This is a genomic window from Stenotrophomonas sp. SXG-1, assembly GCF_014083965.1.
GTDB lineage: Bacteria > Pseudomonadota > Gammaproteobacteria > Xanthomonadales > Xanthomonadaceae > Stenotrophomonas > Stenotrophomonas geniculata.
In genome coordinates this window covers 196,949-222,491 of the sequence record NZ_CP046588.1, presented here as the reverse complement: position 1 = coordinate 222,491, position 25,543 = coordinate 196,949, and the positions used below count along the sequence as shown (strand labels likewise).

Sequence of the window (25,543 nt, the reverse complement as noted above, 5' to 3'; positions counted from 1 at the left end):
GACCGGCCGGCGTTGTCTGGCCCTTCCCTGGCCACCCTGATCGCTCTGAGGCCCGGTAGTGCCGGCCGCTGGCCGGCAACCATCTGGACCTCGGGAACATCGACGGGTTGCCGGCCAGCGGCCGGCACTACCGCATCACGCAGCGCGTTCGCTGCGCCCGCCGTGGAACTGCTCTTCCTCGGTCGAGCCGGTCAGCGCGGTGGTCGACGACTGGCCCTGCTGGATCGCCTGGGTCACCGCGTCGAAGTAACCGGTACCGACCTCACGCTGGTGCTTGACCGCAGTGAAGCCACGCTCGGCCGCTTCGAACTCGGCTTCCTGCAGCTCCACGAACGCGCTCATCTGGCGGCGTGCATAGCCGTGGGCCAGGTTGAACATGCCGTAGTTCAGCGCATGGAAGCCGGCCAGGGTGATGAACTGGAACTTGTAGCCGTAGCTGCCCAGCTCGCGCTGGAACTTCGCGATGGTGGCGTCGTCCAGGTTCTTCTTCCAGTTGAAGCTGGGCGAGCAGTTGTAGGCCAGCAGCTTTCCCGGGAACTTCGCATGGATCGCCTCGGCGAACTTGCGTGCGAATTCCAGATCCGGCTTGCCGGTCTCGCACCACACCAGGTCGGCATAGGGTGCATAGGCCAGGCCACGGCTGATCGCCTGGTCTAGGCCATTGCGGGTCTTGTAGAAGCCTTCGACGGTGCGCTCACCGGTGGCGAACGGCTTGTCGTTGCCGTCGATGTCACTGGTCAGCAGATCCGCTGCTTCGGCATCGGTGCGCGCGACCAGCAGGGTCGGCACACCCAGCACGTCGGCGGCCAGGCGCGCGGCGTTGAGCTTCTCGATCGCCTCACGGGTCGGCACCAGCACCTTGCCGCCCATGTGGCCGCACTTCTTCACCGAGGCCAGCTGATCCTCGAAGTGCACGCCGGCGGCACCGGCCTCGATCATCGCCTTCATCAGTTCGAAGGCGTTGAGCACGCCGCCGAAACCGGCTTCTGCATCGGCCACGATCGGCTGCAGGAAGTCGATGTCATCCTTGCCTTCGGCATGGTGCAGCTGGTCGGCGCGCAGCAGCGTGTTGTTGATGCGCTTGACCACCGCCGGCACCGAATCGGCGGGGTACAGCGACTGGTCCGGGTACATCTGGCCGGCCAGGTTGGCGTCGGCCGCCACCTGCCAACCGGACAGGTAGATGGCCTTCAGGCCAGCCTTGACCTGCTGCATGGCCTGGTTGCCGGTCAGCGCACCCAGCGCGTTGACGAACTCGCGCTCATGCAGCGACGCCCACAGCTTCTCCGCACCCAGGCGGGCCAGCGAGTGCTCGATGTGGACGGTGCCGCGCAGGCGCACCACGTCGGCGGCGCTGTAGTTGCGCTGGATGCCTTCCCAGCGCGGGTTGGTATCCCAGTCGTGCTGGATCTGTTCGGCAGTGGGCAGCTTGCTCATGTCTTTCTCCAGTTCGGTTCGTGCGTGCAGCGGGGAGGGAAACGGCGTGGAAACGCGGGCGGGAGTCAATCGATGCGCGCGTAGGCCGGCAGGGTCAGGAAATCGGTCAGTTCGTCGCTGCGGCTCAGTTCGCCGAGCAGGGTGATGGCTTCGCCGATGCGTGTACCACCGGGCAGCACGGCGGTATCGCCCAGCCGTGCCGGCAGCTGCGAGAGAGTGGAATCCAGCAGCGCCAGATCGATCGCGGTGCCGTCGTCCAGTTGCTGGCCCGGCGTATGCAGCCACTGCCACAGCTGGCTGCGGCTGATCTCGGCGGTGGCCGCGTCCTCCATCAGGTGGTGGATCGGCACGCAACCGTTGCCATCCAGCCACGCCGCCAGGTAGCGCACGCAGACTTCCACGTTGCCTTCGAAGCCGGCACGGGTGATGGTGCCCGGCGGGCGCGCGATCAGTTCATCGCGGCCCACGCGCACATCCTGGCGCAGCACGCTGTGCTGGTTCGCACCGGGCATGTGTTCGTCGAAGATCGCCATCGCCACTGGAATCAGCGCCGGATGCGCAACCCAGGTGCCGTCATGGCCGGCGGTGACTTCGCGCAGCTTGTCGGCGCGCACCCGGGCCATCGCCTGTTCGTTCGCCGCGGCATCGTTGTTGATCGGGATCTGCGCGGCCATGCCGCCCATCGCATGCGCACCGCGGCGGTGGCAGGTCTGGATCAGCAGTTCCGAATACGCCTTCAGGAACGGCTGGGTCATGGTCACCTGGCCGCGTTCGGGCAGCACGCGGTCGGCGTGGCGGCGGAAGGTCTTCAGGTACGAGAAGATGTAATCCCAGCGCCCGCAGTTCAGGCCGACGATGCGGTCACGCAGTGCGTGCAGGATCTCGTCCATCTCGAACACCGCCGGCAGCGTTTCGATCAGCACGGTCACCTTGATCTGGCCGTGCGGCAGGCCGAGCATGCCTTCGATGTGCGACAGCGCGGTCTCCCACAGCGCGGCCTCTTCCATGCTCTGCAGCTTGGGCAGGTAGAAGTACGGGCCGCGGTCCTTGGCCTGCAGGGTGCGGGCGTTGTGGAAGGCGAACACCGCCGCGTCGAACAGGCCGCCGGCGATGAACTGGCCGTCGATGCGCACGTGCTTCTCGTCCAGATGCCAGCCGCGCGGGCGCACGATCAGCACGGCCTGTTCGTCGTACGGGCGCAGCGTGTAGTGCTTGCCATTGGCGGCGGTGAATTCCAGATCACCACGCACCGCCGCCGCCAGCGACTGCTGCCCGGCCAGCAGGTTGCGCCAGGTCGGCGAGGTCGAATCCTCGAAGTCGGCCATGAACACCTTGGCGCCGGAGTTCAGCGCGTTGATGACCATCTTCGGGTCGGTCGGGCCGGTGATCTCGACGCGGCGGTCCTGCAGCGCGGCCGGCAGCGGCGCAACGCGCCAGTCGCCGCTACGGATCGCGGTGGTGTCTTCACGGAAGTCCGGCAGGCCGCCCTGGTCGAAGAACGCCTGGCGTTCACGGCGGGCCTGCAGCCGTGCCTGCCGGCCCGGTTCCACCGCACGGTGCAGCGACACCAGCAGGGCCAGCAGCGGCGCCGGCAGCACGGTGTCCTGACCGGCCACGCGGGTCGCCAGGGCGATGCCGGGGGTGGCCTTGCTGGCAGGGGTGGGAACAGCGGAAGCGACGGCGGACATGGGGCGACTCCAGCGGTGGGGAACGCCTCCACGGTGCCGCCCGGGCCGAGTATTTGGCAAAACAGTTTTTGCAATGCTCTACATAAGTTGTGCTAATACTTGTAACGCCATGACCACGCGCCCCTCGCCAAGTCCGCGTTTTTCCTACAAATCCGACCGGTTGAAGCCGTTGCGCGCGTTCTGCCAGACCGTGCGTCTGGGCTCTGTCTCACGGGCGGCTGAGGCATTGTTCGTCAGCCAGCCGGCCATCAGCCTGCAGTTGCAGGCCCTGGAACGGGAGCTGGGCGTGCCGTTGTTCGAGCGCAGCGGGCGTCGCCTGGTGCCCAGCCGCGAGGGCCAGCTGCTGTACGAAATGGCGCAGCCGCTGGTGGAGAACCTGGACGGGCTGGAGGCACGCTTCCGCGACAAGGTACGCGGCCTGGACGCGGGCGAGCTGAACATCGCCGCCAACAGCTCGACCATCCTGTACCTGCTGCCGAAGATCGTCGAACGCTTCCGCCTGCACCACCCGGACGTGCGCCTGACCCTGCACAACGCGATCAGCGCCGACGGCACCGACCTGCTGCGCGAGGATGCCGCCGACCTGGCAATCGGTTCGATGACCGATGTGCCGGCCGATCTCAGCTACGCCCCGGCCTATCGCTTCGAGCAGGTACTGATCGCGCCGCACGATCATCCGCTGGCCAGCGGTGGCGAGCTGGAGCTGGCCGATATTGCGCGCTATCCGCTGGTGCTGCCACCGAAGCGGCAGATCACCTATCGGCTGGTCGACCAGGTGTTCCAGCGCCACCGCATCGCCTACACCGTAGCGCTGGAGGTGGGCGGCTGGGAGGTGATCAAGCAGTACGTGGCGATGGGCATGGGCATTTCCATCGTGCCGGCACTTTGCCTGAACGAGGCCGACCGCGAGCGGCTGGCGGCGCGGTCGATGAAGCGCTGGTTCCCCGAGCGCAGCTACGGGGTGATCGTGCGGCGTGGCAAGGCGTTGTCGGCGCAGGCGCGGGCGTTCATCGAGCTGATCCAGCCGGAGTTGTTCAGTCCGCGCGATTACGACCAGAGCGGGCATTCGGAGCGGTGAGGCACTCAGCCAAGCTCACCTACCCAAGGGTGAGCATTCTCATTAAATTACGTAGATCGAGCTTAGTGGGCTGCTACTTCTAGAACTAGAAGTAGTCTATCAAGTCTGGACAGACATCGAATCCGAAGAATGAGTACTGGGGCGACGATTCATGAAAACAAAAGACATGGAAGTAGAGCTGGAGAGCATTGAAGGAGCCGAAAGTCTTCAGGAATTGAATCTGTTGCTCACAGAGTCGATGAAGCGCATGCAGATACAGCAGTTGATCAGAGGAGACAGCCTTTCCAAGATTGTATCGACTGTCCTTGACCTAACCGCAACCTGCCCAATCGAAGATGAGCTTTTTGCCTCCGCAATTCTGGGACGTCTTGCGGCGGTCGCTAGAGGCAGAGAAAACGAGGTCTTTTCCCGCGCCCCAGATCTCTTCAGCGACGAACCCGGATCGCTTGAAACACTCGGCGACGGCGACGAGAAGGAGTACGCGGCCAGGGCTATTGCTCATACAGGCGCAAGCTGGCTTACCTCCTACTGCGCCCGTGAAGCCCTTGCGCTCGACACGGCAAACAACGCTCGCAAAGAGATTTTGAGAACCCTGTTGATCGGAGCTGGCAGCATATCCGGTTGCATCGCGCAACTCTCTGAAGCGCAGGCGATTGTACGGAACATTGAACAGCTCGACTCTCGCATCAAACGAGTCAGACGAATTTTTGACGCCCTGGCTGAAGTCGTCCGCAATTATGATGGAGAAGTTGGGGCTGAGCCAGGAAGGGCAATTTCGCTTCTTATGGACACGTTCCTTCGCGGTGCTCACAGCAGTGACACTGACGCGACACATGCAACGATCGACTCGGCCATCTCCATCGTCGTTCGAGTGATCGAACTTCGTTTCTCGCACGCACTTCATGCGGAAACCTACAGCGTCCTTCAATCTGGAAAGAAGCTCCTGACAGTTGGACCCTGGACCCGATTCCTCGAGTCCTCACAGAACATTCGTAAAGTGCAGATGAACCTGCTCGAGACCGCCGTTGTTCTAGCGCGTCAGAATCGGACGGACAAAGAGATCCTTCGCGCGATGGAGGCAAGCTGGCCTTCGATGGCATTCATATCAGCCGCCGTCAGACTCCATTTCAAGGAAGCCGTTGATATCGATCCAGAGGTATCAGACTACTGGATGAAGGTCGGCAGGGTTCCACAGAGTGAGCGTGCCGCCGAGCACAAGCTTGGCAATACTGAAGATCAGCAGATTGGTGAACTACTAATCCAGCTAGACGCAAATCGTGACAACATGGCGAAGCTGCACCGAGCTGTTGTTCCAGTCCTCGAGACCTTTGACCCGATCCAGGCAGCGACGGTGCGACGGGCCGCAAATGGCTATGAAAGCATCGCCCAGGTGGCAGAGCGTCTTGCTAGGATGCGGAAGCTGACGAAGACAGACTTCCTCGGCGATTCGGTTGAATACAATCCCATAGAGCACGATATGGAGGGCGGCCATCGCACGGGCATACGCAACGTAAGAGTTGTCCGAGACGGCATACATAAAGAGTTTGGTGGAAAGAAAAAAACACTGGTCAAACCACGGGTGGAGCCTGAGAAATGAGCATGGACGTCGCGAAGGCCAGAATTATTCTGGGCAACCTGAGGGAGAGAATTGAGATTGGCGATGACGGAAAATTTCGCCTCTCAGGGGTTATTACTCAGAACGAACTTAGTGCACTTGATCTATTTTCATCTGATACTCTGCCTCTGCAGGAACCTCCTCTCGAAGCAGCCAACTTACCGTCGACTTCTACGCCCCCCCCGGAATCCAATGTCATCGCGTTCTCACCTGGAACGACCGCAGATGTGGCCGAACCTGAAGAAGCGGTCGAACTAGATCTATCTACACTCTACTTGCCCGACACGGACTCCAGCTATCGAGTGTGCATGGACTTCGGCACTGCCATGTCCAAAGCCACTTTCGTGAAGGACGATGCGAATGGTTTTGAACACGTCCAAGTGCTGCATCTTGGCGTCCCAGGAGACCAAGAACAGATCGATGAGATCATGCTCGTATCTTCGGTCTTCATTGATGGCGACGGACTAATTTGGTTTGGTCAGCGCGGAGTGGAACAAGCTCAGCTTGCCCCTGAAGGCAGGAATCTGCGCATGGACAACATCAAGCGCGCGCTCTCTGAAGGCGTGCTAAGTGAACCTGTTCCATTCGCATTCAATCCTACATCTGAAGACTTGACCAACGAAGACGTTGTGCTGGCCTACCTGTCGTTCTTCACTTGGGCTGTCAACCAGTCCTTGAAGCAAGAGGTCGACGCCATCGAAGTTTCTCGGAATTTTGCACGAAGATTTGCTATGCCGTGCTTCCCTAGGGCAAACGCAAAAATTGTTGAGTCAAAACTGAAGGTATTGCTCGGCGAGGCACAGATCTTGGCTGACACTTTTGAGCATAGAATGAATAGCGGCATACCGCTCAAAATCTTCTTGAACGCCTGCCGAGAACTCCGAAGCCAGCCACGCAGTTACGCATTCATTGAGTGCAGCGTGACCGAACCTTTGGGAGTTGCGGGCTCGCTGCTCAGCTGGAACTCCTCGCAGGACTCTCTCGCGCTAGTAGTTGATATCGGCGCCGGCACTAGCGACTTCAGCTTGTATCGGCTGAATGTTGTTGTTGACGAGGACGGTGAGATCGTCAATGCATCAGCAGGCGAGGTTGATAAGACAGCGCGAGGAATAACTGAGGCTGGAAACCACCTCGACAAGCTTCTGCTTGGCCATATCTTGATGAAAGCCCGGGTATCTTCAAGTGACCCGGAATTCAAAGTCATAACACATGATCTGGAACGTAGCATTCGTGACTACAAGGAGTCCTTGTTCAACGGTGGCGTAGCTGCTGTAACTCTGAAGAACGGCGAGAGTGTCGAAGTTGCTCTTGAAGAGTTCCTTGAGTTAGACACCGTTCGCGCATTTGAGGAGTCACTTCGAACGACGCTGGTTGAGACACTGGAATCTTCGCACCCCGACTGGATCGAGTGGGTTAGAGCTAGCGCGAGCAGATATCTCACTGTCGTGCTCACGGGAGGCGGTGCGATGTTGCCCATGGCGAAGAAGCTTACCGAGGGATTTGTAACTGCCCACGGGGTTCGTATCCCGGTAATTGCTGCTAAGCCTTTCCCAGAGTGGTTAAGCAAGGACTACCCAGACTTGGAGGATCACTACTCTCGAATTGCAGTCTCACTAGGTGGCGCTCGTCAGAACACGATTTCCTCGATGGGTGTCCTGCGGTCCACCGGCATTGGAATCGGTGGCTATAGGCTGGATCGATTCCAATCGAGAGGAGGCTGACCGTCTTCAATGTCCATCGAACTGCGCCACTTGCGCTACTTCCTCGCTGTCGCCGATACGCTGCACTTCGGCCAGGCCGCCGAACGGTTGGGGATGTCGCAGCCGCCGCTCAGCCAGCAGATCCGCCAGCTGGAGGAACTGATCGGGGCGCGCCTGTTCGTGCGCAGCCACCGTCGTGTGCAGCTGACGCCTGCCGGTGAGCTGCTGCAGGAGCGTGCACGCGCCATCGTGCAGCAGGTGGAAACGGCGGTGGATGAGGTGCAGCGTGCGCAGCGCGGCGAGCAGGGCGAACTGCGTATCGGCCTGACCCGGGCCACGCCACTGTCACCGCAGATTCCGCGTTCGATCCTGCGCTACCGCCAGCAGTACCCGCAGGTGCGGCTGCAGCTGAGCGAGATGAACACGCTGCAGCAGATCGATGCGCTGCTCGATGGCAGCCTGGACGTGGGCATCATCCGCAAGCGCGCGTTGCCGCCGGAACTGGTGGCGCACAGCCTGTTCGTCGACCCGCTGGCGTTGATCGTGCATGCCGACCACCCCGCCCTGCGCAAACTGTCGAAACAAGGAACGCTGTCGCTGCGCGACTTCGCGCAGGAGCCGTTCGTGGCATTTCGCCGCAGCGCGGGTGCGGGCATCCATGACCACATGATCGCGTTGTGTGCGGCTGCCGGATTCACGCCACGCATCGTGCAGGAGGCGGGTGAAGCCTCGACGCTGATCAGTCTGGCCGCCGCGGGCCTGGGCGCAGCCATCCTGCCGTCGTCGTGCGATCACATCCGGGTGGAAGGATCGCGCTTCGTGGCACTGGCCGATGCTGGTGCGCATTCGGAGGTGCAGCTGGCGTGGCACCGCGAGGGGGTGACGCCGCTGATCCGCAATTTCGCCGGGTTGTTGCGCGAGGCGTTCGTGGAGGGCTGAGCGTGCACCCCCCGGTAGTGGCCAACCTTGGTTTGGCCCACGACCACAACGCCGACCAAGGTCGGCCTCTACCAGACCAGGATCACGCGGTCACCGGCTGCGGGGCGCGCTGCTGCAGCGCCCAGACAATGCCACCGCCGATCAGGGTCAGCACGGCGGCGAACAGGCACACACCCAGCCAGTCCCACGCCGCATAAGCCAGGCCGCCTAAACCACCGAGCACACTCGAACCCAGGTAATAGGCAAACAGATACAGCGCCGAGGCTTCCGCGCGCATCGTGCCGGCACGGCTGCCAACCCAGCTGCTGGCCACCGAGTGACCACCGAAGAAGCCGAACGTGACCAGCGCGATGCCCAGTGCCATCGTGCTCAGCCAAGGCAATGCCAGCAGCGCGATGCCGGCACCGATCAGCGCGAACGAGATCGACAGGATGCGGCCGCGTCCGTAACGCGTAGCCTGCTGGCCCATCCACGCCGAACTGAAAGTGCCCACCAGGTAGACGCTGAAGATCAGGCCTACCACGGTCTGGCTGAGGTGGTACGGCGGCGCCAGCAGGTGGTAGCCCAGGTAGTTGTAGAGGGTGACGAACACGCCCATCAGCACGAACGAGGTGGCGAACAGCCACGGCAGGCCCGGGTCGGCGAACAGCATGCGCCAGCGTGACGGCAACTGGCGCAGTCCATCACGGCGGGGGTGGAAGTGACGCGACGGCGGCAGCTGCAGCCACAGCAGCACGGTGCTGGCCACGGCGATGATCGAGACCACGCCGATGCCCCAGCGCCAGCCCCAGTGGTCAGCGATGATGCCGGCCAGCAGGCGCCCGCTCATGCCACCAATGGCATTGCCGCCGATGTACAGGCCCATCGCCAGGCCCAGCGCGCGGCTGTCCATTTCCTCGACCAGGTAGGTCATCGCTACCGCCGGCACGCCGCTCAGCGCCAGGCCGAGCAGGTTGCGCAGCACCAGCAGCGTGGTCCAGTCATCCACCAACGCCGTGCTCAGCGACAGCATGGCCGAGGCCAGCAGCGCAGCGATCATCAACGGGCGACGGCCGACCGCGTCGGACAGCAGGCCGGCCAGCAGCATGGCCACCGCCAGCGTGCCGGTGGTCAGCGACAGCGACATCGCGCTGCCGGCGGCGGACACGCCGAAGTGGCGGCTGAATTCGGGCAGCAGCGGCTGCACCGTGTACAGCAGCCCGAAGGTGGAGAAGCCGGCCAGGAACAGCGCCAGCGCGGTGCGGCGGAAAGCCGGCGTGCCCTGCTGGATGCGGGTGTCGGAAGCGGGGTCAACAGCGTGGGGGCGGCGTTCGACGGTCGCGGCGGTTTCGCCAGTCATGGGATCGGTGGGCCGGTGGGGACGGCCGGGTATGGGAGGGAACGGGCCTCAGACTAGGCCCGTCCATCCAGTCGATCCATAACCTGATAGGTCAGGATTGATACACAGAAAGTATCAATTCAGCTTACAGGCGCTGCCACTCGAAGCCGGCGCCCCGGCGGTAGTACACCGCCACCGCACGGCCGTAGACCTTGTCAGCGTCGACGAAGCCGAAGAAGCGGCCATCGAAGCTGTTGCCGCGGTGGTCACCCAGCACCAGCACCTTACCGTCGGGCACCACCAGATCGGCGATGTCCGGGCCGCCGCCCATGTCCAGATCGAGGCGGGCACGGCGTTCACCGAAGGCTTCCACGTCCTGCAGGTCGGCGGTCTGCAGTGGCTGGCCGTTGATGCTCAGGTGCCCTTCGTGCAGCTGCACATGGTCACCGGCCACCGCGGCCACCCGCTTGATCAGGCGGGTGCCGTCGGCCGGCGAATCGAACACCGCCACCTCGCCGCGCTGCGGGGTGCCGGTCGCCATCAGTTCCTTGCCGGTAAACGGCAGGCGCAGCCCATAGGCACGCATGTCCACCACCACCCGGTCGCCGGGCTGCAGGGTCGGCTGCATCGAGCCGCTGGGCACTACGTAGTGGTTGGCCAGGGTATCGCGGGCGGCGGCGAGCAGGCCGAGCATCACCAGCAACGGCAGCGCCTCTTTCTTCAGCCAGGCCAGCGCGCGTTCGGAAAAGGGAGGGCGGGCAACAGCGTCCATGGCAGGCTCCGGGTCAGTGGTAGCTGCATCAGACCACATCCGGGCCGAAGAGGTTCCCGCACCGGCTTGCTGTAGAGCCGAGCCCGCGCTCGGCTGCTCTTCAAGCGTCGGTGCACGCCAGCCGAGCGTAGGCTCGGCTCTACAGGAAGGGTTACGCAGGTTTTACGCGCGCACCCGGCCACGGGCATCGCACCTTTACGGCCAGCACGTGCATCGTGTGCCCACCGCGCCGCAGGGCGCATTCCGCAAGGTGTTGTATGACCCTCCTGGTGATCCGCCACGCGTCTCCGTCGGCGCCGCGCCCGCAGTTGCCGGCGCAGCTGAGCGGCCATCGCGTGCTGTGCAGCGACTGCGCGAGTCTGTCCGAAGTGCGCCAGTGCCTATGCCAGCCGCAGGCGCGCTCGGCCGACTGGGTGCTGCTGGATGTCGGCGTGGCCGACGAGGCGCAATGGCAGGCCGAGGGTGGCGCACTGCAGGCGGCGCTGGAACGGCTGCCGGCGCAGTACATCGAGCTGCAGTCGCCCAGCGAGCCCGGCCTGGATGCGCGCCTGCGCCTGCAGCACGGCCCCGCCGCGGTGGTGGTCGACCAGCGCAGCCAGCAGGCCGGCTATCCGCTGTCGCTGGCCATCGTCGGCCGTCGCCTGGCGCAGGAGGGCTGAGCCATGTCGATCTTCATCATCCGCGGCCCGGAAGCCGCCGGCGCCTTGATTCGCACGGCAATGCCACTGCCGGCGCCGGTACTGAAGTCGCTGGTGCATCGCGCGATCGATGCCGGCACCAGCGTGGCGATCCGTGCCTGCGGTTCGGAACAGGAACTGCTGGACGCACTGCGCGTGGCCGACCACAGTCGCGGCGAGGTGACGCTGCTCGATCCGGGTGCATGTGCCAACAGCCTGCGCCTGCAACGGTTGCTGCCCTATCTGCACAACGCCTACGTGGAAGTGCATGACGACGGCGCGGTGGCCGAGCCGTGCCTGCCGGCCGGTGTCGGCCAGCGCCTGGGCATTGCGGCCGGTTACGGTGCACAGAGCTATGTGCTGGCGCTGGACATCGCACTGGATCACCTGGGACTGGCCGAGCAGGCCAACCGGGTGCACGTGGGGACGTAGCGCGCTTCCTTTCGTGGAAAACCAGCCGAGCATGGGCTCGGCTCTACAAGGGCGCGAAAGGCAGCCGAGCGTAGGCTCGGCTCTACAAGAAGAGCAAGGAAAAACGGCGGGGTTTCCCCCGCCGTTTTCGCTTTCTTACTTCAGCCCGCGGAACTTCAGCAGCGGTTCCACCGACGGGTCCTTGCCGCGGAAATCGCGGTACAGGGTCGACAGTTCCACGCTGTTGCCACGCGAGAGGATCTTGTCGCGGAACTCCTGGCCGTTGGCCGCGGTCAGGCCACCGTGCTCGGTGAACCACTGGTAGGCGTCATGGTCGAGCACTTCGGCCCAGAAGTAGGCGTAGTAACCGGCCGAGTAACCACCACCCCAGATGTGGTCGAAGTAGGTGGTGCGGTAGCGCGGCGGCACCTGCGGCAGGTCGACCTTGAACTTCTTCAGAGCGCTGGCTTCAAAGGCGCCGACATCCTGCAGCGGCGCGTCGGCCTTCTGCGTGTGCCAGGCCAGGTCGAGCAGTGCGGCCGACAGGTACTCGGTGGTCGCATAGCCCTGGTTGAAGCTGCGTGCCTTGAGGATCTTGTCGACCAGTTCCTGCGGCATCGCCTCGCCGGTCTTGTAGTGCTTGGCGTAGTTGGCGAACACCTTCGGGTCCAGCGCCCAGTGCTCGTTGAACTGCGACGGGAACTCGACGAAATCACGCGAGGTGGCGGTGCCGGCAATCGACGGGTACTTCACGTTCGAGAACATGCCGTGCAGCGCATGGCCGAACTCATGGAACATGGTGGTGACGTCGTCGAAGCTGATCAGCGCAGGCTGGCCGGCGGCCGGCTTGGTGAAGTTGCAGACGTTGTAGACCACCGGCTTGGCACCGGTCAGGCCATCCTGTTCGACGAACACGTCCATCCAGGCGCCGCCGGACTTGCTGTCACGCTTGAAGTAGTCGGTGTAGAACAGGGCCAGCGAGGTGCCGTCCTTGTCGAACACTTCGTACACCTTCATGTCCGGGTTGTAGGTCGGAATGTCGGTGCGCGGCTTGAAGGTGATGCCGTACAGCTGGGTGGCGGCGTAGAAGACGCCGTTCTGCAGCACGTTGTCCAGTTCGAAGTACGGCTTGATCTGCGATTCGTCCAGATCGTACTTGGCCTTGCGCACCTGCTCGGCGTAGAAGTCCCAGTCCGAAGCGGCGACCTGGAAACCACCCTTCTGCGCGTCGATCACCTTCTGGATCTCGCCGGCTTCGGCGCGTGCCTTGGCAGTGGCGGCCGGCACGGTGTCGGTCAGCAGCTTGAGCGCGGCAGCCGGGGTCTTGGCCATCTGGTCACCCAGCTGGTAGTCGGCGAAGGTGTCGAAGCCGAGCAGCTTGGCCTTCTGTGCACGCAGCTGGGCCAGGCGCTGCACGGTCTGCCGGGTGTCGTTGGCATCGCCGCGCTCGGCGCGGGTTTCCGAAGCCTTCAGCACGGCGGCGCGCTGGTCGCGGTCGCTCAGCGAGCCGAGCACCGGCTGCTGTGTGGTGTTCTGCAACGGCAGCAGGAACTTGCCATCCAGCTTGCGATCCTTGGCGGCGGTGGCAGCGTTGTTGATCGCATTCTCGTCCAGGCCGGCCAGCTTGGCCTTGTCGTCGACAACGACGGCCGCAGCGGCGGTGGCGGCCACCAGACGGGTATGGAACTGGGTGGAAAGGGTGGTTTCTTCCACGTTGAGCTTGCGCAGGCTCGCCTTGTCGGCGTCGGACAGCTGTGCGCCAGCGCGCACCAGGCCGTCGTAGTAATGCTCGACCAGGCGCTTCTGCACCGGGTCCAGTTCCAGCGTGTCACGCTGGTCGTACAGCGACTTCACGCGCGCGAACAGCTTCGGATCGAGGTTGATCTCGTCCTGGTGCGCGGCCAGCTTCGGCGCCACTTCTTCCTGGATCTTCTGGCGTGCATCGTTGGTATCGGCCTGGACCAGGCCGAAGAAAATGCGCGACACGCGGTTCAGGGTCTCGCCGCTGCGCTCCATCGCTACGATGGTGTTGTCGAAGGTGGCCGGCTCGCTGCTGTCGGCGATCTTGCGCACGTCGGCCAGGTGCTGGCGCATGCCTTCCTCGAACGCCGGCAGGTAGTCGCTGTCCTTGATCTTGTCGAACTGCGGCGCCTGGAACGGCAACGTGCTGGCGCTCAGCAGCGGATTGGTGGAGGCTTCGGCCGGCTGCTGGGCCGGGGCTTTCTGGGCATCGGACACGGGGGTGGACTCCTTGCCGGAACAGGCCGCCAGCGCCAGGCTGATGGCGGCGGCCAGGACTACGGTACGCGACATGTAAAACACTCCTTGGGCAGACGGTACGGGATACCAGCCCTCCACCCTACTCCTGTCGCGCTCGCCCGGCATGTGCCGGACGTGGCGTCTATGCGGCGGCCTGCGGCCGGCTCAGACCGTACCGCGGGTCTTGCCCATCCACGGCCGGTAGAACTCGCGGATGGCGGCCATGTCGGCGGCATCATCGCCGCTGGGCGTGAACAGCGGGCCGATGCCGATGGTCTTTTCCGGGTAGTGGAAATACGCGGCCAGGATCGGCACGTCGGCCATCCGGGCGATCTTCAGGAAGCCGGCCTTCCAGTCCTTCACGGCCTTGCGGGTGCCCTCGGGGGTGATGGCGAACCACATCTTCTCGTTGTTGCGCAGCAGGTCCACCGCCTGGCCCACCGTGCCCTGCGGCGAGCTGCGGTCCAGCGGGATCACGCCCAGCTTGTGCAGCAGCGGGCCCAGCGGCCACCAGAACAGCGATGCCTTGCCCAGCACCTTGACCTTCATTCCCAGCGCGATCTTGGCCGCCATGCCCCACAGGCCGTCCCAGTTGGACGAATGCGGCGCGATGATGAACACCAGGCGGGGAATGTCAGGCAGGGTGCCGGTCACCTTCCAGCCGCCCATGCGCAGGGTGCAGCGCGCCAGCCAGCGCAGGAAGGCGTTGGGTTTGACCTGCGGCATCTGCGGCGGCACGGCCGGCAGCAACGAAGTCGGGTTGTTCAAGCAATCACTCCCAGTCACGTGATGAGCGCCCGCGCTTGATCTGCGCGCGCCCGCGTTTGGCGTCCAGACGACGCAGTTTCGACCCGAGGGTCGGCTTGGTGGCCTTGCGCGGCTTGGGCACGCTCAGCCCGGCCTGGATGAAGGCCGCCAGCCGCTCGCGCGCATCCTCGCGATTGCGATCCTGGGTCCGGAAACGTTGCGCGTCGATGACCAGCACGCCTTCGCCGGTCATGCGCCGGTCACGCCGCGCCAACAGGCGCGCGCGCAACGGTTCGGGCAACGAGGGCGAGTTGGCCACATCGAAACGCAGTTCCACCGCGGTGGAGACCTTGTTGACGTTCTGGCCACCGGCACCGCTGGCACGCACGAACCGCTCGACGATCTCGCCGTCGGGGATTTCAAGCTGCGCGCTGATGGTGACCGGTCCACTGCCCATCCGCGCATTGTAGCGGCAGCCACGTGCCGGAGTGCGGCATCGCGCACCGTATGCCGCCGATCAGGTACCGAACACGCCGCCTTCGCCTTGGCTGCGGGTATGCTGGCCGTCCCATGTACCGCAGGAAGCCCGCATGACCCGCACCGCACCCGCCCTGCCGTCCCTGCTGCGCCGCGCCGCCCTGCTGCTGGCGCTGGCCGTGGCCAGCGTTCCGGCCCTGGCCGCGCCACCGACCGATGGCGACATCAACCGCCTGCTGTCCGCGTCACGGGCGCAGAGCATGATCGACACCATGCTGCCGCAGATCGAGGCGATGCAGCAGCAGCAGTTCCAGCAGGTGGCCGCACAGCGCCAGCTCAACGCCCAGCAGCAGGAACAGCTGAAGCGGATCCAGGCGCGGACCAGCCAGACCCTGCGCCAGGCCCTGTCGTGGCAGCAGCTGCGGCCGATGTACGTGGACCTCTACAAGAAGACCTTCAGCAAGGAAGACGTGCTGGCGATGGCCGAGTTCTACGAGAGCGCGGCCGGCCAGAGCCTGCTGGACAAGACCCCGGCGCTGATGCAGAACGTGATGGTGGCCATCCAGGCGCGCATGCAGCCGCTGTTCGCGGATCTGCAGAAGGACCTGGAAGCGATCGTCAACGAGCCGGAAAAGAAATAACGGGGTGCGCCGGGCCACGCCCGGCCGCTGGCTGTAGAGCCGAGCCCACGCTCGGCTTACCGCAGCAGCATCAGGCGTCGTCCACCTGCCAGCCGAACAGGCCCAGCGCCTTCTGGAACTCGCGGTCCAGCGGCGCACGCACATCCACCGTGCCACCGTCCGGATGCGGGAAACGCAGGCGCTCGGCATGCAGCAGCATGCGGTGCACGCCCTGCATGCGGAAGATGCGGTTGTGGCGACCATCACCGTGGCTGGTGTCGCCGATCATGTGATGCGAGAGATGCTTCAGGTGCCGGCGGATCTGCCGGAAGCGCCCGGTCTGTGGCTGGCAGCGCAGCAGCGCGTAGCGCGAACGGGTGAACTCACCGACCGGGACCGACAGCTCGCCGGTGGCCAGGCGCTGGAAGTCGGTGACCGCCGGCTTCTTCACCGGCTTGCCCGGGCCACCGTCGAGGTCGTGGTCGACCCGCCAGGACGGTTCTGCCGGCCAGCCACGGCAGACGGTCAGGTAGTCCTTCAGCACTTCACCGCCCATCAACGCCTTGCCCAGCGCGCTGGCGGTTTCGCGGTCGAAGGCCAACAGCAGGCAGCCGCTGGTGGCCCGGTCCAGGCGATGCACGAGGAAGATCGGGCGGCCCAGCTGCTCGCGCAGGCGGTCGGCCAGGAAGTCGTCTTCGCCACGGGCCAGCTTGCTGTCGTGGACCATCAGCCCGGCAGGCTTGTTGACCACGGCCAGGCGTTCATCCAGGTGCAGCAGCTGCAGGGGCGCGGTGTCGGTCTCGACCGCGGCGAGGGTCTCGGGTTCGGTGCTCACCGCGGGATTATAAAGGCCTGCCTTCTGTAGAGCCGAGCCCGCGCTCGGCGGCTCTGCGCGACCGGCAACGGCGTGCCAACCAAGGTTGGCACCTGCCTGTAGAGCAGTCAGGCGCTGCGTACGGCCAACAGCTCGCCATTGCCCACCGGCACCAGGCTGGTGCTGAAGTCCGGATCAGCCTCCAGCAGCGCCCGCAGCGGTTCCATCTGTTCTGCATGCGAGGTGGCGTTGTCCACCACCAGCAGGCCGCCGGGCCGCAGCACGCGGCGCAGCTGCGGCCACCAGCCGGCGTACTGCCCGCGATCCGAATCGAGGAACAGCAGGTCGACGCTGGCATCGGCGACCAGCGCCAGCCACGGTCCCGCATCGTCGTGGACCAGCGTGATGCGATCGGCCAGGCCACTGCGCGCGAAGGTGTCACGCGCCATCGCCACCTTGTCCTCGGCGTATTCGAGCGTGGTCACGTGGCCGTCGATGGCTGTGGCAGCCTCGGCCAGCCACAGCGTCGAATAGCCGTTGGAGGTGCCGATCTCCAGCACCTGGCGCGCAGCGCCGAAGCGGACCAGCACGGACAGGAATTCACCCGTCTCCGGCGTGATGTTGAGCATGCGGCGCCCGCGCGCGCTTTCGCGGGCATCGTTGTCGGCGCCGAAGCGGGCCAGTTCGTCCTTGAGTGCCTGCAGCATGGGACCTACTTCCACCACGCGCGCGCCAGCGCCACCACGCCGACCACACCGGACAGCCAGCTCCACATCGGCAGGTCGCCCCAGTACCAGCCCGGCGGCTGCACCACATAGATCAGCGCGGCGATGGCCAGCAGGCCGACACCGGTGATCGCGCCCACCGCACGCTTCTGCAGGCGCTGCACGCTGGCATCCAGTGCGGCCAGGTCGCGCGAACGCATCGACAGTTCGTGGCGGCCTTCCACCTGCTGGGTCAGCCAGGCGTGTACCAGGCGTGGCATGTCCGGCGCATGGGTCATGATTTCCGGCAGGCGCTTGCCGAGCTCGCGCACCACCCGGCGCGGGCTGTAACGCTCGCGCAGGATCTTCGCCAGCACCGGCTTGGCCACCGCCCAGATGTCGATCTGCGGGTCCAGCTGGCGGCCGACGCCCTCGATGTTCAGCAGGGTTTTCTGCAGCAGGATCAGCTGCGGCTGCAACGTCAGCTGGTAACGCTGCGCCACGCGGAACAGCTTCATCAGCACTTCGGCCAGCGAGATCTGCGACAGCGGGCGGGTGAAGTACGGCTCGCACACCGAGCGCACGGCCGCTTCCAGGTCATCGATGCGCACGTTGTCCGGCATCCAGCGCGCCTGCACATGCAGTTCGGCGATGCGGCGGTAGTCGCGGTTGAAGATGGCCATGAAGTTCTCCGCCAGGTAGTACTGATCTTCCTGCGAGAGCTGGCCCATGATGCCGAAGTCCAGCGCGATGAAGCGCGGGTTGGCGCGACGCGACGGATCGGTGTCGACCCAGATGTTGCCGGCGTGCGCGTCGGCATGGAAGAAGTTGTCGCGGAACACCTGGGTGTAGAACACCCGCACGCCCTTGGCGGCCAGCGCCTTGCGGTCGATGCCGGCCTTGTCCAGCGCGGCGATGTCGTCGGACGGAATGCCCCACACGCGCTCCAGGGTCAGCGCGCGCTCGGCGGTGTGGCTCCAGATCACTTCCGGCACGTACAGGTCGTCGCTGTTTTCCCAGAAGCGGCGCAGCACGCTGGCATTGGCGCCTTCGCGCTGCAGGTCCAGCTCGGCGGAAAGGGTGTTTTCGACCTCGGCCACCACTTCGCGCGGACGGATCTTGTCGGCGCGCGGATGGGTGCGCTCGACCAGGGCGGCCAGCGAATTGAGCAGGGCGATATCAGCGTCGATCTGCTTCTCGATGCCCGGGCGCAGCACCTTGACCACCACCTGGCGGCCATCGGCCAGCGTGGCCGCGTGCACCTGTGCGATGGAGGCCGAGGCCAGCGGTTCGGTGTCGAAACTGGCGAAGGCCTCGCTGACCGGCAGGCCGAGCGCTTCCTCGACGATGCGACGCGCGGTCTCACCATCGAACGGCTTGACCCGGTCCTGCAGCAGAGTCAGCTCATTGGCCACATCCGGCGGCACCAGATCGCGGCGGGTGGACAGGATCTGGCCGAACTTGACGAAGATCGGGCCGAGATCCTGCAGCGCCAGGCGCAGGCGCGCACCGCGCGACTGTGCGGCGATGTCGGCCGAGGCGCGCGGCACGAACGGCTTGGCCAGGCGCAACCAGCGCTCGGCCGGTGTGCCCTGCAGCAGGTCGTCGAGGCGGTAACGCAGGATCACCCGGCCGATGCGGCTGGCGCGCAGCACGGCCTTCATGCGGCACCCCGCAGGCGCTGTACGCGTGCACCAAGGCGCTCCACGTCGTCGCGCAGCACGTCCACATCATCGTGGAAGGCATCCAGTTCAGCGCGCGGCACTACATCGCGCGATTCCTCGGTGATGAATTCTGCGGCGCTGTGGGCCAGGTCGACCGCGCCCTGGCGTGCGTGCTGCAGGGCGCTGCGCAGGGTATTGGCGACCTGCACGCCCAGTACCTCGCCGAACACGCTGACGAAGGGCTGCTGCCAGTCCGGGTCGAAGCCCTTGGCGAGCTGCTGCAGGCGGCGTGCCAGTTCGGCGTCGCCGGCCACGCGCACGCGGCCCTTGCCGTTGTTGTCACCGCGCCGTGCGTTGGCCAGCAGCGGCAGCTGCGCGAGCACGCCGGCCAGGCTGCTGCGCACGGCCAGGTCGGCTTCCTGCGCATCCACCGGGCCGACCCGCAGCTGGTCGCCGTCGACGCTGATGCGCATGGCCAGCGACGGCGCTTCCAGGGTCAGATCGATATGCCGGCCATCCAGGCTGGTCAGCGCATGGCGGGTATCCGGATCCAGCGCCAGCGCGCGGTTCAGGGCGATCTGCAGGGCGCGGCCGGCGACCGGCTTGAGGGACTTGAGCAGGGAGAGAGCCATGTGTGCATTCTACCTGCGTGGGTGGGGGGCTTGGGCCGGGCTGCCGCCCGGCACCCGCAGAGGCAACGGCAACAGCAGTAGCCGAAGCAACAGCAAGAGCGGGCATTCCGTGGGGGGCGGGGCGGGTCCAGTGGCGGGGGACGCCGTAAACCCGTCCGTGGGGGCTTGGCCGCGGCATCCATGCCGCGGACACCCCCACAACCGGACCCACCCCGCCTTCGACAGTTTCCCGCTGCTGTCAGGGCGGCTTTCTGTGTTGCTCTGGTGGGTGTCGACCTTGGTCGACACGGTAGATCCACGCCATGCGTGGATGGATTTCTGGTTCATCTGTGCCTCACGCGGAGGGCCGATGAAGGTTCATGCTATGAGGCCACGCAACGCACAGGACATCGCATTCCCCATGGCACGGACCCGGGTCGGCATCATCTTCGGTGGCAAGTCTTCCGAGCACGAAGTTTCGCTGCAGTCGGCGAAGAACATCCTCGATGCGCTCGATCGCGAGCGCTTCGAGCCGGTGCTGGTCGGTATCGACAAGCAGGGCCAGTGGCATCTGAGCCAGCCGGATACCTTCCTGATCAATGCCGATGATCCGTCGCGCATCGCCCTGCATCGGTCCGGTACGTCGCTGGCGGTGCGCCCGGGCGCCGAGCAGGCGCAGCTGCAGCCGTCCGATGCGGCCAGCGCGCTCGGCCAGATCGATGTGGTGCTGCCGATCGTGCACGGGCCGCTGGGCGAGGACGGTGCGCTGCAGGGGCTGCTGCGCATGGCCAACCTGCCCTTCGTCGGTTCACCGGTACTGGGCTCGGCGGTGGCGATGGACAAGGACGTGACCAAGCGCCTGCTGCGCGACGCCGGGCTGCAGGTGGCACCGTGGCTGTGCATCCGTCGCCATCAGGCGGCGGCAGTCGATGTCGATGCGGTGATCGCGCAGCTCGGCCTGCCGTTGTTCGTGAAGCCGGCCAACCAGGGTTCGTCGGTGGGGGTGAGCAAGGTCAAGGATGCAGCGGGCTTCGCCGAGGCGCTGGCATTGGCGCTGCGCTACGACCACAAGGTGCTGGTGGAATCGGCGGTGGTCGGCCGCGAGATCGAGTGCGCGGTGCTGGGCAACGAACATCCTCAGGCCAGCATGTGTGGGGAAGTGGTGGTGCACGACGAGTTCTACGCCTACGACACCAAGTACATCAACGCCGACGGCGCCGAGGTGGTGGTGCCGGCGGATATCGATGCTGCAACCCAGGCGCGCATCCAGCAGACCGCGCTGCGGGCCTACCAGGCGCTGGAGTGTGCGGGCATGGCGCGCGTGGATGTGTTCCTCACCACAGACGGTGAGATCGTCATCAACGAGGTCAACACGCTGCCGGGCTTCACCCGCATCAGCATGTACCCGAAGCTGTGGGGCGCCAGCGGTGTGGACTACACGACGCTGATCACGCGGCTGATCGAACTGGCGCTGGAGCGCCATGAAGCCGATCGCGGATTGCACAGCGCCGTGTAGCGGCGCTGTGTGTAGCGTCGAGCCATGCTCGACGCTACAAAGAGGGCGTGCCGGCCAGCGGCCGGCACTACCCTGCGGTCTTCTACCCGCGCTTGCGGAACATCGAGATCACTGCCAGTACCAGGAACACAACGAACAGGATCCAGGCAATGTTGCTGGCAGCGCCGGCAATGCCGGAGAAGCCGAGCACAGCGGCGATGATGGCGATGACGAAAAAGATGACGGCGTAATGCAGCATGGCGCTCCTCGCAGATGTCCGGGCCGTTGGATGGCGTGGGTCCATCCTCCCGATCTGGCGGTGTGCAGCCAGTGACGGCGATCTATGCAGCAGATGAAGCCTTCAGCCTGCGCAGCCCTTCTTCGACGCTGACCTGCGGCACGTAGCCGAAGTCACGGCGTGCCGGCTCCATGCTGTACCAGTGCGGCGTGCACAGCTGCTCGGCCAGGAAGCGGGTCAATGGCGGCTCGCCGCGCAGGCGCAGCAGCGGCCACAGGCGCTCGCAGAGCGCACCGATCCGGTAAGCGGCCTTGAAGCTGATCGCCTTGTCCACCGTCGGCGCACCAACGGCGGCCAGCAGCTTGTTGACCAGCTCGCGCATCGGCAGCGGTTCGCCGTTGGAAATGAAGTAGGCCTTGCCCGCACACGCGGCCCCCGGCGCCAATGCCTCGAAAGCGAGAAAGTGTGCGAGCGCGGCGTTGTCGATGTAGGTGGTATCCACCTTGTTGTTGCCATCGCCCACCAGACGCAGGCGGCCCTGCCGTGCACGTTCGGCCAGGCGCGGCACCAGCTGCTGATCGCCCGGGCCCCAGATCAGGCGCGGGCGCAGTGCCACCGTCGCCAGCGAGGCGTCGTTGGCCGCCAGCACGCGCTGTTCGGCAATCGCCTTGGTCGCCGCATACGGGGCCTGGAAGTCCTCACCGTAGGGCACTTCATCCGCGCCCAGGCCTTCCACCGGGTGGGTGGCACGGTGCGTCACGCTGGGCGTGGAGGTGTAGACCAGCCGGCTGATGCCGTGCGCGCGGCAGGCGGCGATCACATTGTCAGTGCCGACCACGTTGGCCTGGTGGTAGCTGTCATAGCTGCCCCACGCACCGGCCTTGGCACCGTTGTGGAACACCGCGTCAACGCCGGCCACCGCGTGCAGCACTGCCTGCGCATCGGCCAGGTCGCCACGGATCTGGCCCACGCCCATCGCCTGCAGTTCCGGGTAATGGCTGCGGTTGAACGCCAGTACCTGGTGGCCACGTTCGACCAGCCCGCGGCACAGCGCCTGGCCAAGGAAACCACCACCACCGGTGACCAGGATCTTCATGCGCGCTTCTCCAGTTCGGCGCTGGCCCAGACGGCGAGCTTCTCGCGGCCGATCTTGGCGTTGTGACGGATATCGACGGGGAACGCCGGATGCACCAGGAAGTGCTGCAGGCCGGCCTCAGGCGTGCGCGCTGCGGCATGCGCACGCAGCGCTTCCTGCAGCGCCGGGCTGTCTGCCTGGCCACGCTGCAGTTCCACGCACAGCACCGGCACCTGTGCACCCGGGGCGCCGACACCGACCAGCGCCGTGCGCGCCACCCCGGCCACGGTGTTGAACACCGGCTCGACCTGTTCGGTGTACAGCGGTCCGCGCGTGGTCTCCACGCGCTGCGTCTTGCGCCCGCAGAACCACAGTCGGCCCTGCGCATCGAAGTAACCGACGTCGCCCATGCGATGGACCACGCGCGTGCTGCCATCGGCCAGCGTCTCGTGGATCTTTGCCGCCGCCGTGGCCTGCGGGCGGTTGAAATAACTGTCGGTGGCGGTCGGCCCGGCTACGGTGATCTCGCCGACCTCGCCGGTGGCCAGCACGCGTGCCTGCGACCAGTCCGGCAGCGGCGCGTCATCGATGGCGATGATGCGCACTTCGTTCGGCGCCACCACGCTGCCCACGCAGGTCCCTGCGCCAGCCTCGGTAGCGGCGCGCGTACGCTCCAGCTCGCGGCCCTCGACCACGGCCACCGGCAGGCACTCGGTGGCGCCATACGGCGTCCAGAACTGCGCGTCGGCCGGCAGCAGGCTGCGGATGGTGGCGACCACGTCCGGCGGCACCGGCGCACCCGCCGAGGTCACCCGGGTCACCGTCGGCAGCGGCCGGCCATGCTTCGCCAGCACCCGCATCAGTGCCGGCGAGCCGAACAGCTGGGTGACGCCGAAACGCTGGATGGCGTCGTGGAGGCGCGCCGGGTCGGCCTGTGCCGGCCGGGTCGGGTCCATGTCCGGGATGACCGAGGTCAGGCCCAGCGCAGGATCGAACAGCGCGAACGGCGGGAAGGTCGGCAGGTCCACCCCGCCCGCTTCCATGCCGAAGGCACTGCCCAGCAGCTGGATCTGGCCGACGAAGTGGCGATGGCGGTAGACCACGCCCTTGGGCACGCCGGTGGAGCCACTCGTGAACAGGATCGCGGCCATGTCCTCGCCGTCAGTGGCGGCCAGCATCGGCCCACCATTGGCGCCGGCGCGCTCCAGCGCGGCCAGGGTGGTTCCGCCCCAGCCGAGGCGGCGGCCGACGGTCACCAGGCGCGCCGCCGACGGCGCCCAGCGCAGCACCAGCCGCGCCACATGGGCCAGCGGAATGCCGATGAAGGCTTCCGGCTGCGCCTCGTCCAGACACTGTTTCAGCGCGCGCTTGTCGATGCCCGGATCGACCAGCACTGGCACCGCGCCCAGCTTGAACAGGGCGAACATCAACAGGAAGAACTCCGGCGAGGGCCGCACCATCACCACCGTGCGCACCCCTCGGCCGATCCCGTAGCCGGCCAGGCCGGCGGCCATGGCATCGCTGCGGGCGTCCAGCTGGCGGTAATCCAGGGTGACGTCGTAGGCGGCCATGCCGTTGCCGGCGCCCCGGCGGCCGGGGCAGCGGATAGCAATCTGGTCGGGGCGTTCACGCGCCAGTTCAGGCAAACGGGCCGCAATATTGCAGGGTCGGTTCATCCGCTCATTGTCGCCGCTTACGGAATTTCTTGCGCGGCGCCCCACTTCGTGGAAAATCCGCACCCTCGTTCCTGATTCCGACTGCCGCCCGAGGCGGCTTGCCCATGCAACATCCCTGCATGACCTGCGGCGCCTGCTGCACCCAATACCGCGTGGCCTTCCACTGGATGGAATCAGACGAGGTCACCCCCGGCGGCGTGCCACACCAGCTCACCGAAGTGCTGGACCCGCATCGCCTGTGCATGCGTGGCACCCATTCCAAGCCGGTGCGCTGCGTGGCGCTGGATGCGCAGATCGGCGTGTATTCACGCTGCACCATCCACCCCAACCGGCCCAGCGTGTGCCGTGAGGTGGATGCATCGTGGGAGTACGGCAAGGCCAGCCCGCAGTGCGACAAGGCGCGCATCGCCTATGGCCTGGATCCACTGACGCTGGCCGACTGGCGTTGGCGCGATGACGCCGACAATGATGACGATCATCCGGACGACAACGGCAACAGCCCGTCTTCGCCGCCGCAGGCGCCGGTCGCCGCATAATCCGGTGTGCCGACCAACGGTCGGCCCCCACCCATACCTTCCACGTGTGGGTGCCGACCGTTGGTCGGCACACTTCTCAGATCGGGTTCTTGTCCAGGAACGCCCGGATCTCCGGCACCAGCACCTCGTGCTTGTCTTCCAGCACGTAATGCCCGGCATCCTCGAAGGCATGCACCTGGGCCTTCGGCAGCGCGGCCTGGAAACCCTTCAGGAAGTGGTGGTCGAACACGAAGTCGCGCAGGCCCCAGCCGAGGAAGGCGGGGCGGTCGGCGAACGACGGCAGCGCCTTGCCGGCACGCTCCAGCAGCGACCACGCCCTGTCGGCCGGCGACAGCGGGATGTCCTGCATGAAGCGGATGGTGCTGATGCGGTTGGCGTAGCTGTTGTACGGCGACACGTAGGCGCGGCGCACGTCGGCCGGCATCTTCCGCTCCACGCCCAGCCACGAGGCGCCGGACGAGAATGCGTTGAAGCTGCGGATGATCCACTCGCCGATCTTCCAGTGGCGGCCCAGCGCGATCTGCCACGGCATCTTCTTCGCGGCCGGCATCGGGAAGGCGGCGGTGTTGAGCACCACCAGGCGCTTCACCTGGTCGTGGTGCGACAGCGCCCAGCCGAAGCCGATCATGCCGCCCCAGTCGTGCACGGCCAGGGTCACCGGGCCGGTGATGCCCAGGTGCCTGAGCAGTGCATCGAGATCGTCCACGCGCGACTGCAGCGTGTACTCATAGCGGCTGTCGTCCGGCTTGTCCGACAGGCCCATGCCGATGTGGTCCGGCACGATGCAGCGGTAAGTGTCCGACAGGCCAGCCACCAGCGTGCGCCAGTAATAGCTCCACGACGGGTTGCCGTGCACCATCACCACCACCTCGCCGTCGCGCGGGCCTTCGTCGAGATAGTTCATCGACAGGCCAGGGCGCACTTCGAAGCGCTGCGGGTGGGCGGGGTAACCGGGGAGATCGCGCATGCGGAGCACCTAAGGAGAATCGCGG

The 25,543-nt window shown here is 65.6% G+C and carries 24 protein-coding genes; 9 read left to right on the top strand and 15 right to left on the bottom strand.

From position 1 onward, the window contains the following. Window positions 1–135 precede the first annotated feature (135 nt). The gene (gene aceA, locus GOC52_RS00955) at window positions 136–1,437 is read right to left on the bottom strand and encodes an isocitrate lyase (protein ID WP_004153647.1); all 1,302 of its coding nucleotides are present in this window, start codon (window positions 1,435–1,437) and stop codon (window positions 136–138) included. A gap of 65 nt (window positions 1,438–1,502) precedes the next feature. After that, window positions 1,503–3,125, bottom strand: a complete 1,623-nt coding sequence (aceB, locus tag GOC52_RS00950; RefSeq protein ID WP_126559870.1) for a malate synthase A — start codon at window positions 3,123–3,125, stop codon at window positions 1,503–1,505. A gap of 109 nt (window positions 3,126–3,234) precedes the next feature. On the opposite strand from aceB, the gene GOC52_RS00945 reads away from it, so the two are divergent. From GOC52_RS00945 to GOC52_RS00930, 4 genes are all read left to right on the top strand, one after another. Continuing rightward, entirely contained in the window at window positions 3,235–4,203 is a 969-nt protein-coding gene (locus GOC52_RS00945; protein WP_024956234.1) for a LysR family transcriptional regulator, read from the top strand. Between the two features lie 166 nt (window positions 4,204–4,369). Beyond that, a complete protein-coding gene (locus tag GOC52_RS00940) occupies window positions 4,370–5,800 on the top strand; it encodes a hypothetical protein (RefSeq protein ID WP_052148820.1) in 1,431 nt (476 codons plus the stop codon). Further along, a complete protein-coding gene (locus GOC52_RS00935) occupies window positions 5,797–7,539 on the top strand; it encodes a hypothetical protein (RefSeq protein WP_152609502.1) in 1,743 nt (580 codons plus the stop codon). Before GOC52_RS00940 ends, GOC52_RS00935 begins: the two co-directional genes overlap by 4 nt. Window positions 7,540–7,548: 9 nt before the next feature. Next, window positions 7,549–8,457 (top strand): LysR family transcriptional regulator, encoded by a 909-nt coding sequence (locus GOC52_RS00930; RefSeq protein ID WP_191850452.1) that lies wholly within the window; start codon window positions 7,549–7,551, stop codon window positions 8,455–8,457. An 82-nt stretch (window positions 8,458–8,539) separates the two neighbouring features. On the opposite strand, the gene GOC52_RS00925 is transcribed toward GOC52_RS00930, so the two are convergent. Continuing rightward, the gene (locus GOC52_RS00925) at window positions 8,540–9,796 is read right to left on the bottom strand and encodes an MFS transporter (RefSeq protein ID WP_191850450.1); all 1,257 of its coding nucleotides are present in this window, start codon (window positions 9,794–9,796) and stop codon (window positions 8,540–8,542) included. Between the two features lie 124 nt (window positions 9,797–9,920). Beyond that, on the bottom strand, window positions 9,921–10,547 hold the full coding sequence (lepB, locus tag GOC52_RS00920) for a signal peptidase I (protein WP_010487079.1): 627 nt from the start codon (window positions 10,545–10,547) through the stop codon (window positions 9,921–9,923). 257 nt (window positions 10,548–10,804) lie between these two features. On the opposite strand from lepB, the gene GOC52_RS00915 reads away from it, so the two are divergent. Then, window positions 10,805–11,206 (top strand): hypothetical protein, encoded by a 402-nt coding sequence (locus GOC52_RS00915; protein WP_010487081.1) that lies wholly within the window; start codon window positions 10,805–10,807, stop codon window positions 11,204–11,206. 3 nt (window positions 11,207–11,209) lie between these two features. Further along, complete coding sequence (locus GOC52_RS00910) at window positions 11,210–11,656, top strand: 3-dehydroquinate dehydratase (RefSeq protein WP_004153636.1); 447 nt, start codon at window positions 11,210–11,212, stop codon at window positions 11,654–11,656. Window positions 11,657–11,791: 135 nt separating this feature from the next. Here GOC52_RS00910 and dcp read toward each other — a convergent pair whose 3' ends face one another. The 3 genes from dcp to arfB all read right to left on the bottom strand — a co-directional run bounded on the left by dcp (window position 11,792) and on the right by arfB (window position 15,098). Beyond that, on the bottom strand, window positions 11,792–13,948 hold the full coding sequence (gene dcp, locus GOC52_RS00905) for a peptidyl-dipeptidase Dcp (RefSeq protein WP_019337438.1): 2,157 nt from the start codon (window positions 13,946–13,948) through the stop codon (window positions 11,792–11,794). A 111-nt stretch (window positions 13,949–14,059) separates the two neighbouring features. Further along, window positions 14,060–14,620 carry a lysophospholipid acyltransferase family protein gene (locus GOC52_RS00900; RefSeq protein ID WP_224329368.1) on the bottom strand — a complete coding sequence of 187 codons (561 nt, stop codon included), beginning with the start codon at window positions 14,618–14,620 and terminating at the stop codon, window positions 14,060–14,062. A 46-nt stretch (window positions 14,621–14,666) separates the two neighbouring features. Beyond that, a complete protein-coding gene (gene arfB / locus GOC52_RS00895) occupies window positions 14,667–15,098 on the bottom strand; it encodes an alternative ribosome rescue aminoacyl-tRNA hydrolase ArfB (RefSeq protein ID WP_005420755.1) in 432 nt (143 codons plus the stop codon). 133 nt (window positions 15,099–15,231) lie between these two features. Here arfB and GOC52_RS00890 point away from each other — a divergent pair, with 133 nt between their 5' ends. Next, window positions 15,232–15,759, top strand: a complete 528-nt coding sequence (locus GOC52_RS00890; RefSeq protein ID WP_010487093.1) for a DUF2059 domain-containing protein — start codon at window positions 15,232–15,234, stop codon at window positions 15,757–15,759. 70 nt (window positions 15,760–15,829) lie between these two features. Here the strand turns inward: GOC52_RS00890 and GOC52_RS00885 are convergent, their stop codons facing one another. The 4 genes from GOC52_RS00885 to GOC52_RS00870 all read right to left on the bottom strand — a co-directional run bounded on the left by GOC52_RS00885 (window position 15,830) and on the right by GOC52_RS00870 (window position 19,552). Next, window positions 15,830–16,573 (bottom strand): pseudouridine synthase, encoded by a 744-nt coding sequence (locus GOC52_RS00885; protein ID WP_010487096.1) that lies wholly within the window; start codon window positions 16,571–16,573, stop codon window positions 15,830–15,832. 107 nt (window positions 16,574–16,680) lie between these two features. Then, window positions 16,681–17,259 carry an O-methyltransferase gene (locus GOC52_RS00880; protein ID WP_019337434.1) on the bottom strand — a complete coding sequence of 193 codons (579 nt, stop codon included), beginning with the start codon at window positions 17,257–17,259 and terminating at the stop codon, window positions 16,681–16,683. 5 nt (window positions 17,260–17,264) lie between these two features. Further along, window positions 17,265–18,920, bottom strand: coding sequence for a ubiquinone biosynthesis regulatory protein kinase UbiB (gene ubiB, locus GOC52_RS00875; RefSeq protein ID WP_126560772.1), 1,656 nt, complete (start codon window positions 18,918–18,920; stop codon window positions 17,265–17,267). Beyond that, entirely contained in the window at window positions 18,917–19,552 is a 636-nt protein-coding gene (locus GOC52_RS00870) for a ubiquinone biosynthesis accessory factor UbiJ (RefSeq protein ID WP_019337432.1), read from the bottom strand. The genes ubiB and GOC52_RS00870 overlap by 4 nt, the downstream gene beginning before the upstream one ends. A 400-nt stretch (window positions 19,553–19,952) precedes the next feature. On the opposite strand from GOC52_RS00870, the gene ddlA reads away from it, so the two are divergent. After that, a complete protein-coding gene (gene ddlA / locus GOC52_RS00865; RefSeq protein ID WP_191850448.1) occupies window positions 19,953–21,047 on the top strand; it encodes a D-alanine--D-alanine ligase in 1,095 nt (364 codons plus the stop codon). An 82-nt stretch (window positions 21,048–21,129) separates the two neighbouring features. On the opposite strand, the gene GOC52_RS00860 is transcribed toward ddlA, so the two are convergent. The 3 genes from GOC52_RS00860 to oleC all read right to left on the bottom strand — a co-directional run bounded on the left by GOC52_RS00860 (window position 21,130) and on the right by oleC (window position 24,015). Next, on the bottom strand, window positions 21,130–21,285 hold the full coding sequence (locus tag GOC52_RS00860; protein WP_004153593.1) for a DUF1328 domain-containing protein: 156 nt from the start codon (window positions 21,283–21,285) through the stop codon (window positions 21,130–21,132). 82 nt (window positions 21,286–21,367) lie between these two features. Next, entirely contained in the window at window positions 21,368–22,360 is a 993-nt protein-coding gene (gene oleD, locus GOC52_RS00855) for a 2-alkyl-3-oxoalkanoate reductase (RefSeq protein ID WP_191850446.1), read from the bottom strand. Then, a complete protein-coding gene (gene oleC / locus GOC52_RS00850) occupies window positions 22,357–24,015 on the bottom strand; it encodes an olefin beta-lactone synthetase (RefSeq protein WP_071306512.1) in 1,659 nt (552 codons plus the stop codon). The genes oleD and oleC overlap by 4 nt, the downstream gene beginning before the upstream one ends. Before the next feature lie 104 nt (window positions 24,016–24,119). Between oleC and GOC52_RS00845 the strand changes: the two genes are divergently transcribed. Beyond that, the gene (locus GOC52_RS00845; protein WP_029380125.1) at window positions 24,120–24,551 is read left to right on the top strand and encodes a YkgJ family cysteine cluster protein; all 432 of its coding nucleotides are present in this window, start codon (window positions 24,120–24,122) and stop codon (window positions 24,549–24,551) included. Window positions 24,552–24,627: 76 nt separating this feature from the next. Here the strand turns inward: GOC52_RS00845 and GOC52_RS00840 are convergent, their stop codons facing one another. Then, window positions 24,628–25,518, bottom strand: coding sequence for an alpha/beta fold hydrolase (locus GOC52_RS00840; RefSeq protein ID WP_191850444.1), 891 nt, complete (start codon window positions 25,516–25,518; stop codon window positions 24,628–24,630). Between the last annotated feature and the right edge of the window lie 25 nt (window positions 25,519–25,543).

Excerpts from the sequence above, each read along its gene's own strand:
- GOC52_RS00915 (WP_010487081.1), top strand. The coding sequence starts at position 10,805 with ATGACCCTCCTGGTGATCCGCCACGCGTCTCCGTCGGCGCCGCGCCCG.
- arfB (WP_005420755.1), bottom strand. The coding sequence starts at position 15,098 with ATGGGCAGTGGACCGGTCACCATCAGCGCGCAGCTTGAAATCCCCGAC.
- GOC52_RS00880 (WP_019337434.1), bottom strand. The coding sequence starts at position 17,259 with ATGCTGCAGGCACTCAAGGACGAACTGGCCCGCTTCGGCGCCGACAAC.
- GOC52_RS00910 (WP_004153636.1), top strand. The coding sequence starts at position 11,210 with ATGTCGATCTTCATCATCCGCGGCCCGGAAGCCGCCGGCGCCTTGATT.
- GOC52_RS00945 (WP_024956234.1), top strand. The coding sequence starts at position 3,235 with ATGACCACGCGCCCCTCGCCAAGTCCGCGTTTTTCCTACAAATCCGAC.
- aceB (WP_126559870.1), bottom strand. The coding sequence starts at position 3,125 with ATGTCCGCCGTCGCTTCCGCTGTTCCCACCCCTGCCAGCAAGGCCACC.
- GOC52_RS00840 (WP_191850444.1), bottom strand. The coding sequence starts at position 25,518 with ATGCGCGATCTCCCCGGTTACCCCGCCCACCCGCAGCGCTTCGAAGTG.
- GOC52_RS00845 (WP_029380125.1), top strand. The coding sequence starts at position 24,120 with ATGCAACATCCCTGCATGACCTGCGGCGCCTGCTGCACCCAATACCGC.
- dcp (WP_019337438.1), bottom strand. The coding sequence starts at position 13,948 with ATGTCGCGTACCGTAGTCCTGGCCGCCGCCATCAGCCTGGCGCTGGCG.
- GOC52_RS00890 (WP_010487093.1), top strand. The coding sequence starts at position 15,232 with ATGACCCGCACCGCACCCGCCCTGCCGTCCCTGCTGCGCCGCGCCGCC.
- ddlA (WP_191850448.1), top strand. The coding sequence starts at position 19,953 with ATGGCACGGACCCGGGTCGGCATCATCTTCGGTGGCAAGTCTTCCGAG.
- GOC52_RS00860 (WP_004153593.1), bottom strand. The coding sequence starts at position 21,285 with ATGCTGCATTACGCCGTCATCTTTTTCGTCATCGCCATCATCGCCGCT.
- oleC (WP_071306512.1), bottom strand. The coding sequence starts at position 24,015 with ATGAACCGACCCTGCAATATTGCGGCCCGTTTGCCTGAACTGGCGCGT.
- GOC52_RS00870 (WP_019337432.1), bottom strand. The coding sequence starts at position 19,552 with ATGGCTCTCTCCCTGCTCAAGTCCCTCAAGCCGGTCGCCGGCCGCGCC.
- lepB (WP_010487079.1), bottom strand. The coding sequence starts at position 10,547 with ATGGACGCTGTTGCCCGCCCTCCCTTTTCCGAACGCGCGCTGGCCTGG.
- aceA (WP_004153647.1), bottom strand. The coding sequence starts at position 1,437 with ATGAGCAAGCTGCCCACTGCCGAACAGATCCAGCACGACTGGGATACC.
- ubiB (WP_126560772.1), bottom strand. The coding sequence starts at position 18,920 with ATGAAGGCCGTGCTGCGCGCCAGCCGCATCGGCCGGGTGATCCTGCGT.
- oleD (WP_191850446.1), bottom strand. The coding sequence starts at position 22,360 with ATGAAGATCCTGGTCACCGGTGGTGGTGGTTTCCTTGGCCAGGCGCTG.
- GOC52_RS00935 (WP_152609502.1), top strand. The coding sequence starts at position 5,797 with ATGAGCATGGACGTCGCGAAGGCCAGAATTATTCTGGGCAACCTGAGG.
- GOC52_RS00930 (WP_191850452.1), top strand. The coding sequence starts at position 7,549 with ATGTCCATCGAACTGCGCCACTTGCGCTACTTCCTCGCTGTCGCCGAT.
- GOC52_RS00900 (WP_224329368.1), bottom strand. The coding sequence starts at position 14,620 with ATGCCGCAGGTCAAACCCAACGCCTTCCTGCGCTGGCTGGCGCGCTGC.
- GOC52_RS00940 (WP_052148820.1), top strand. The coding sequence starts at position 4,370 with ATGGAAGTAGAGCTGGAGAGCATTGAAGGAGCCGAAAGTCTTCAGGAA.
- GOC52_RS00925 (WP_191850450.1), bottom strand. The coding sequence starts at position 9,796 with ATGACTGGCGAAACCGCCGCGACCGTCGAACGCCGCCCCCACGCTGTT.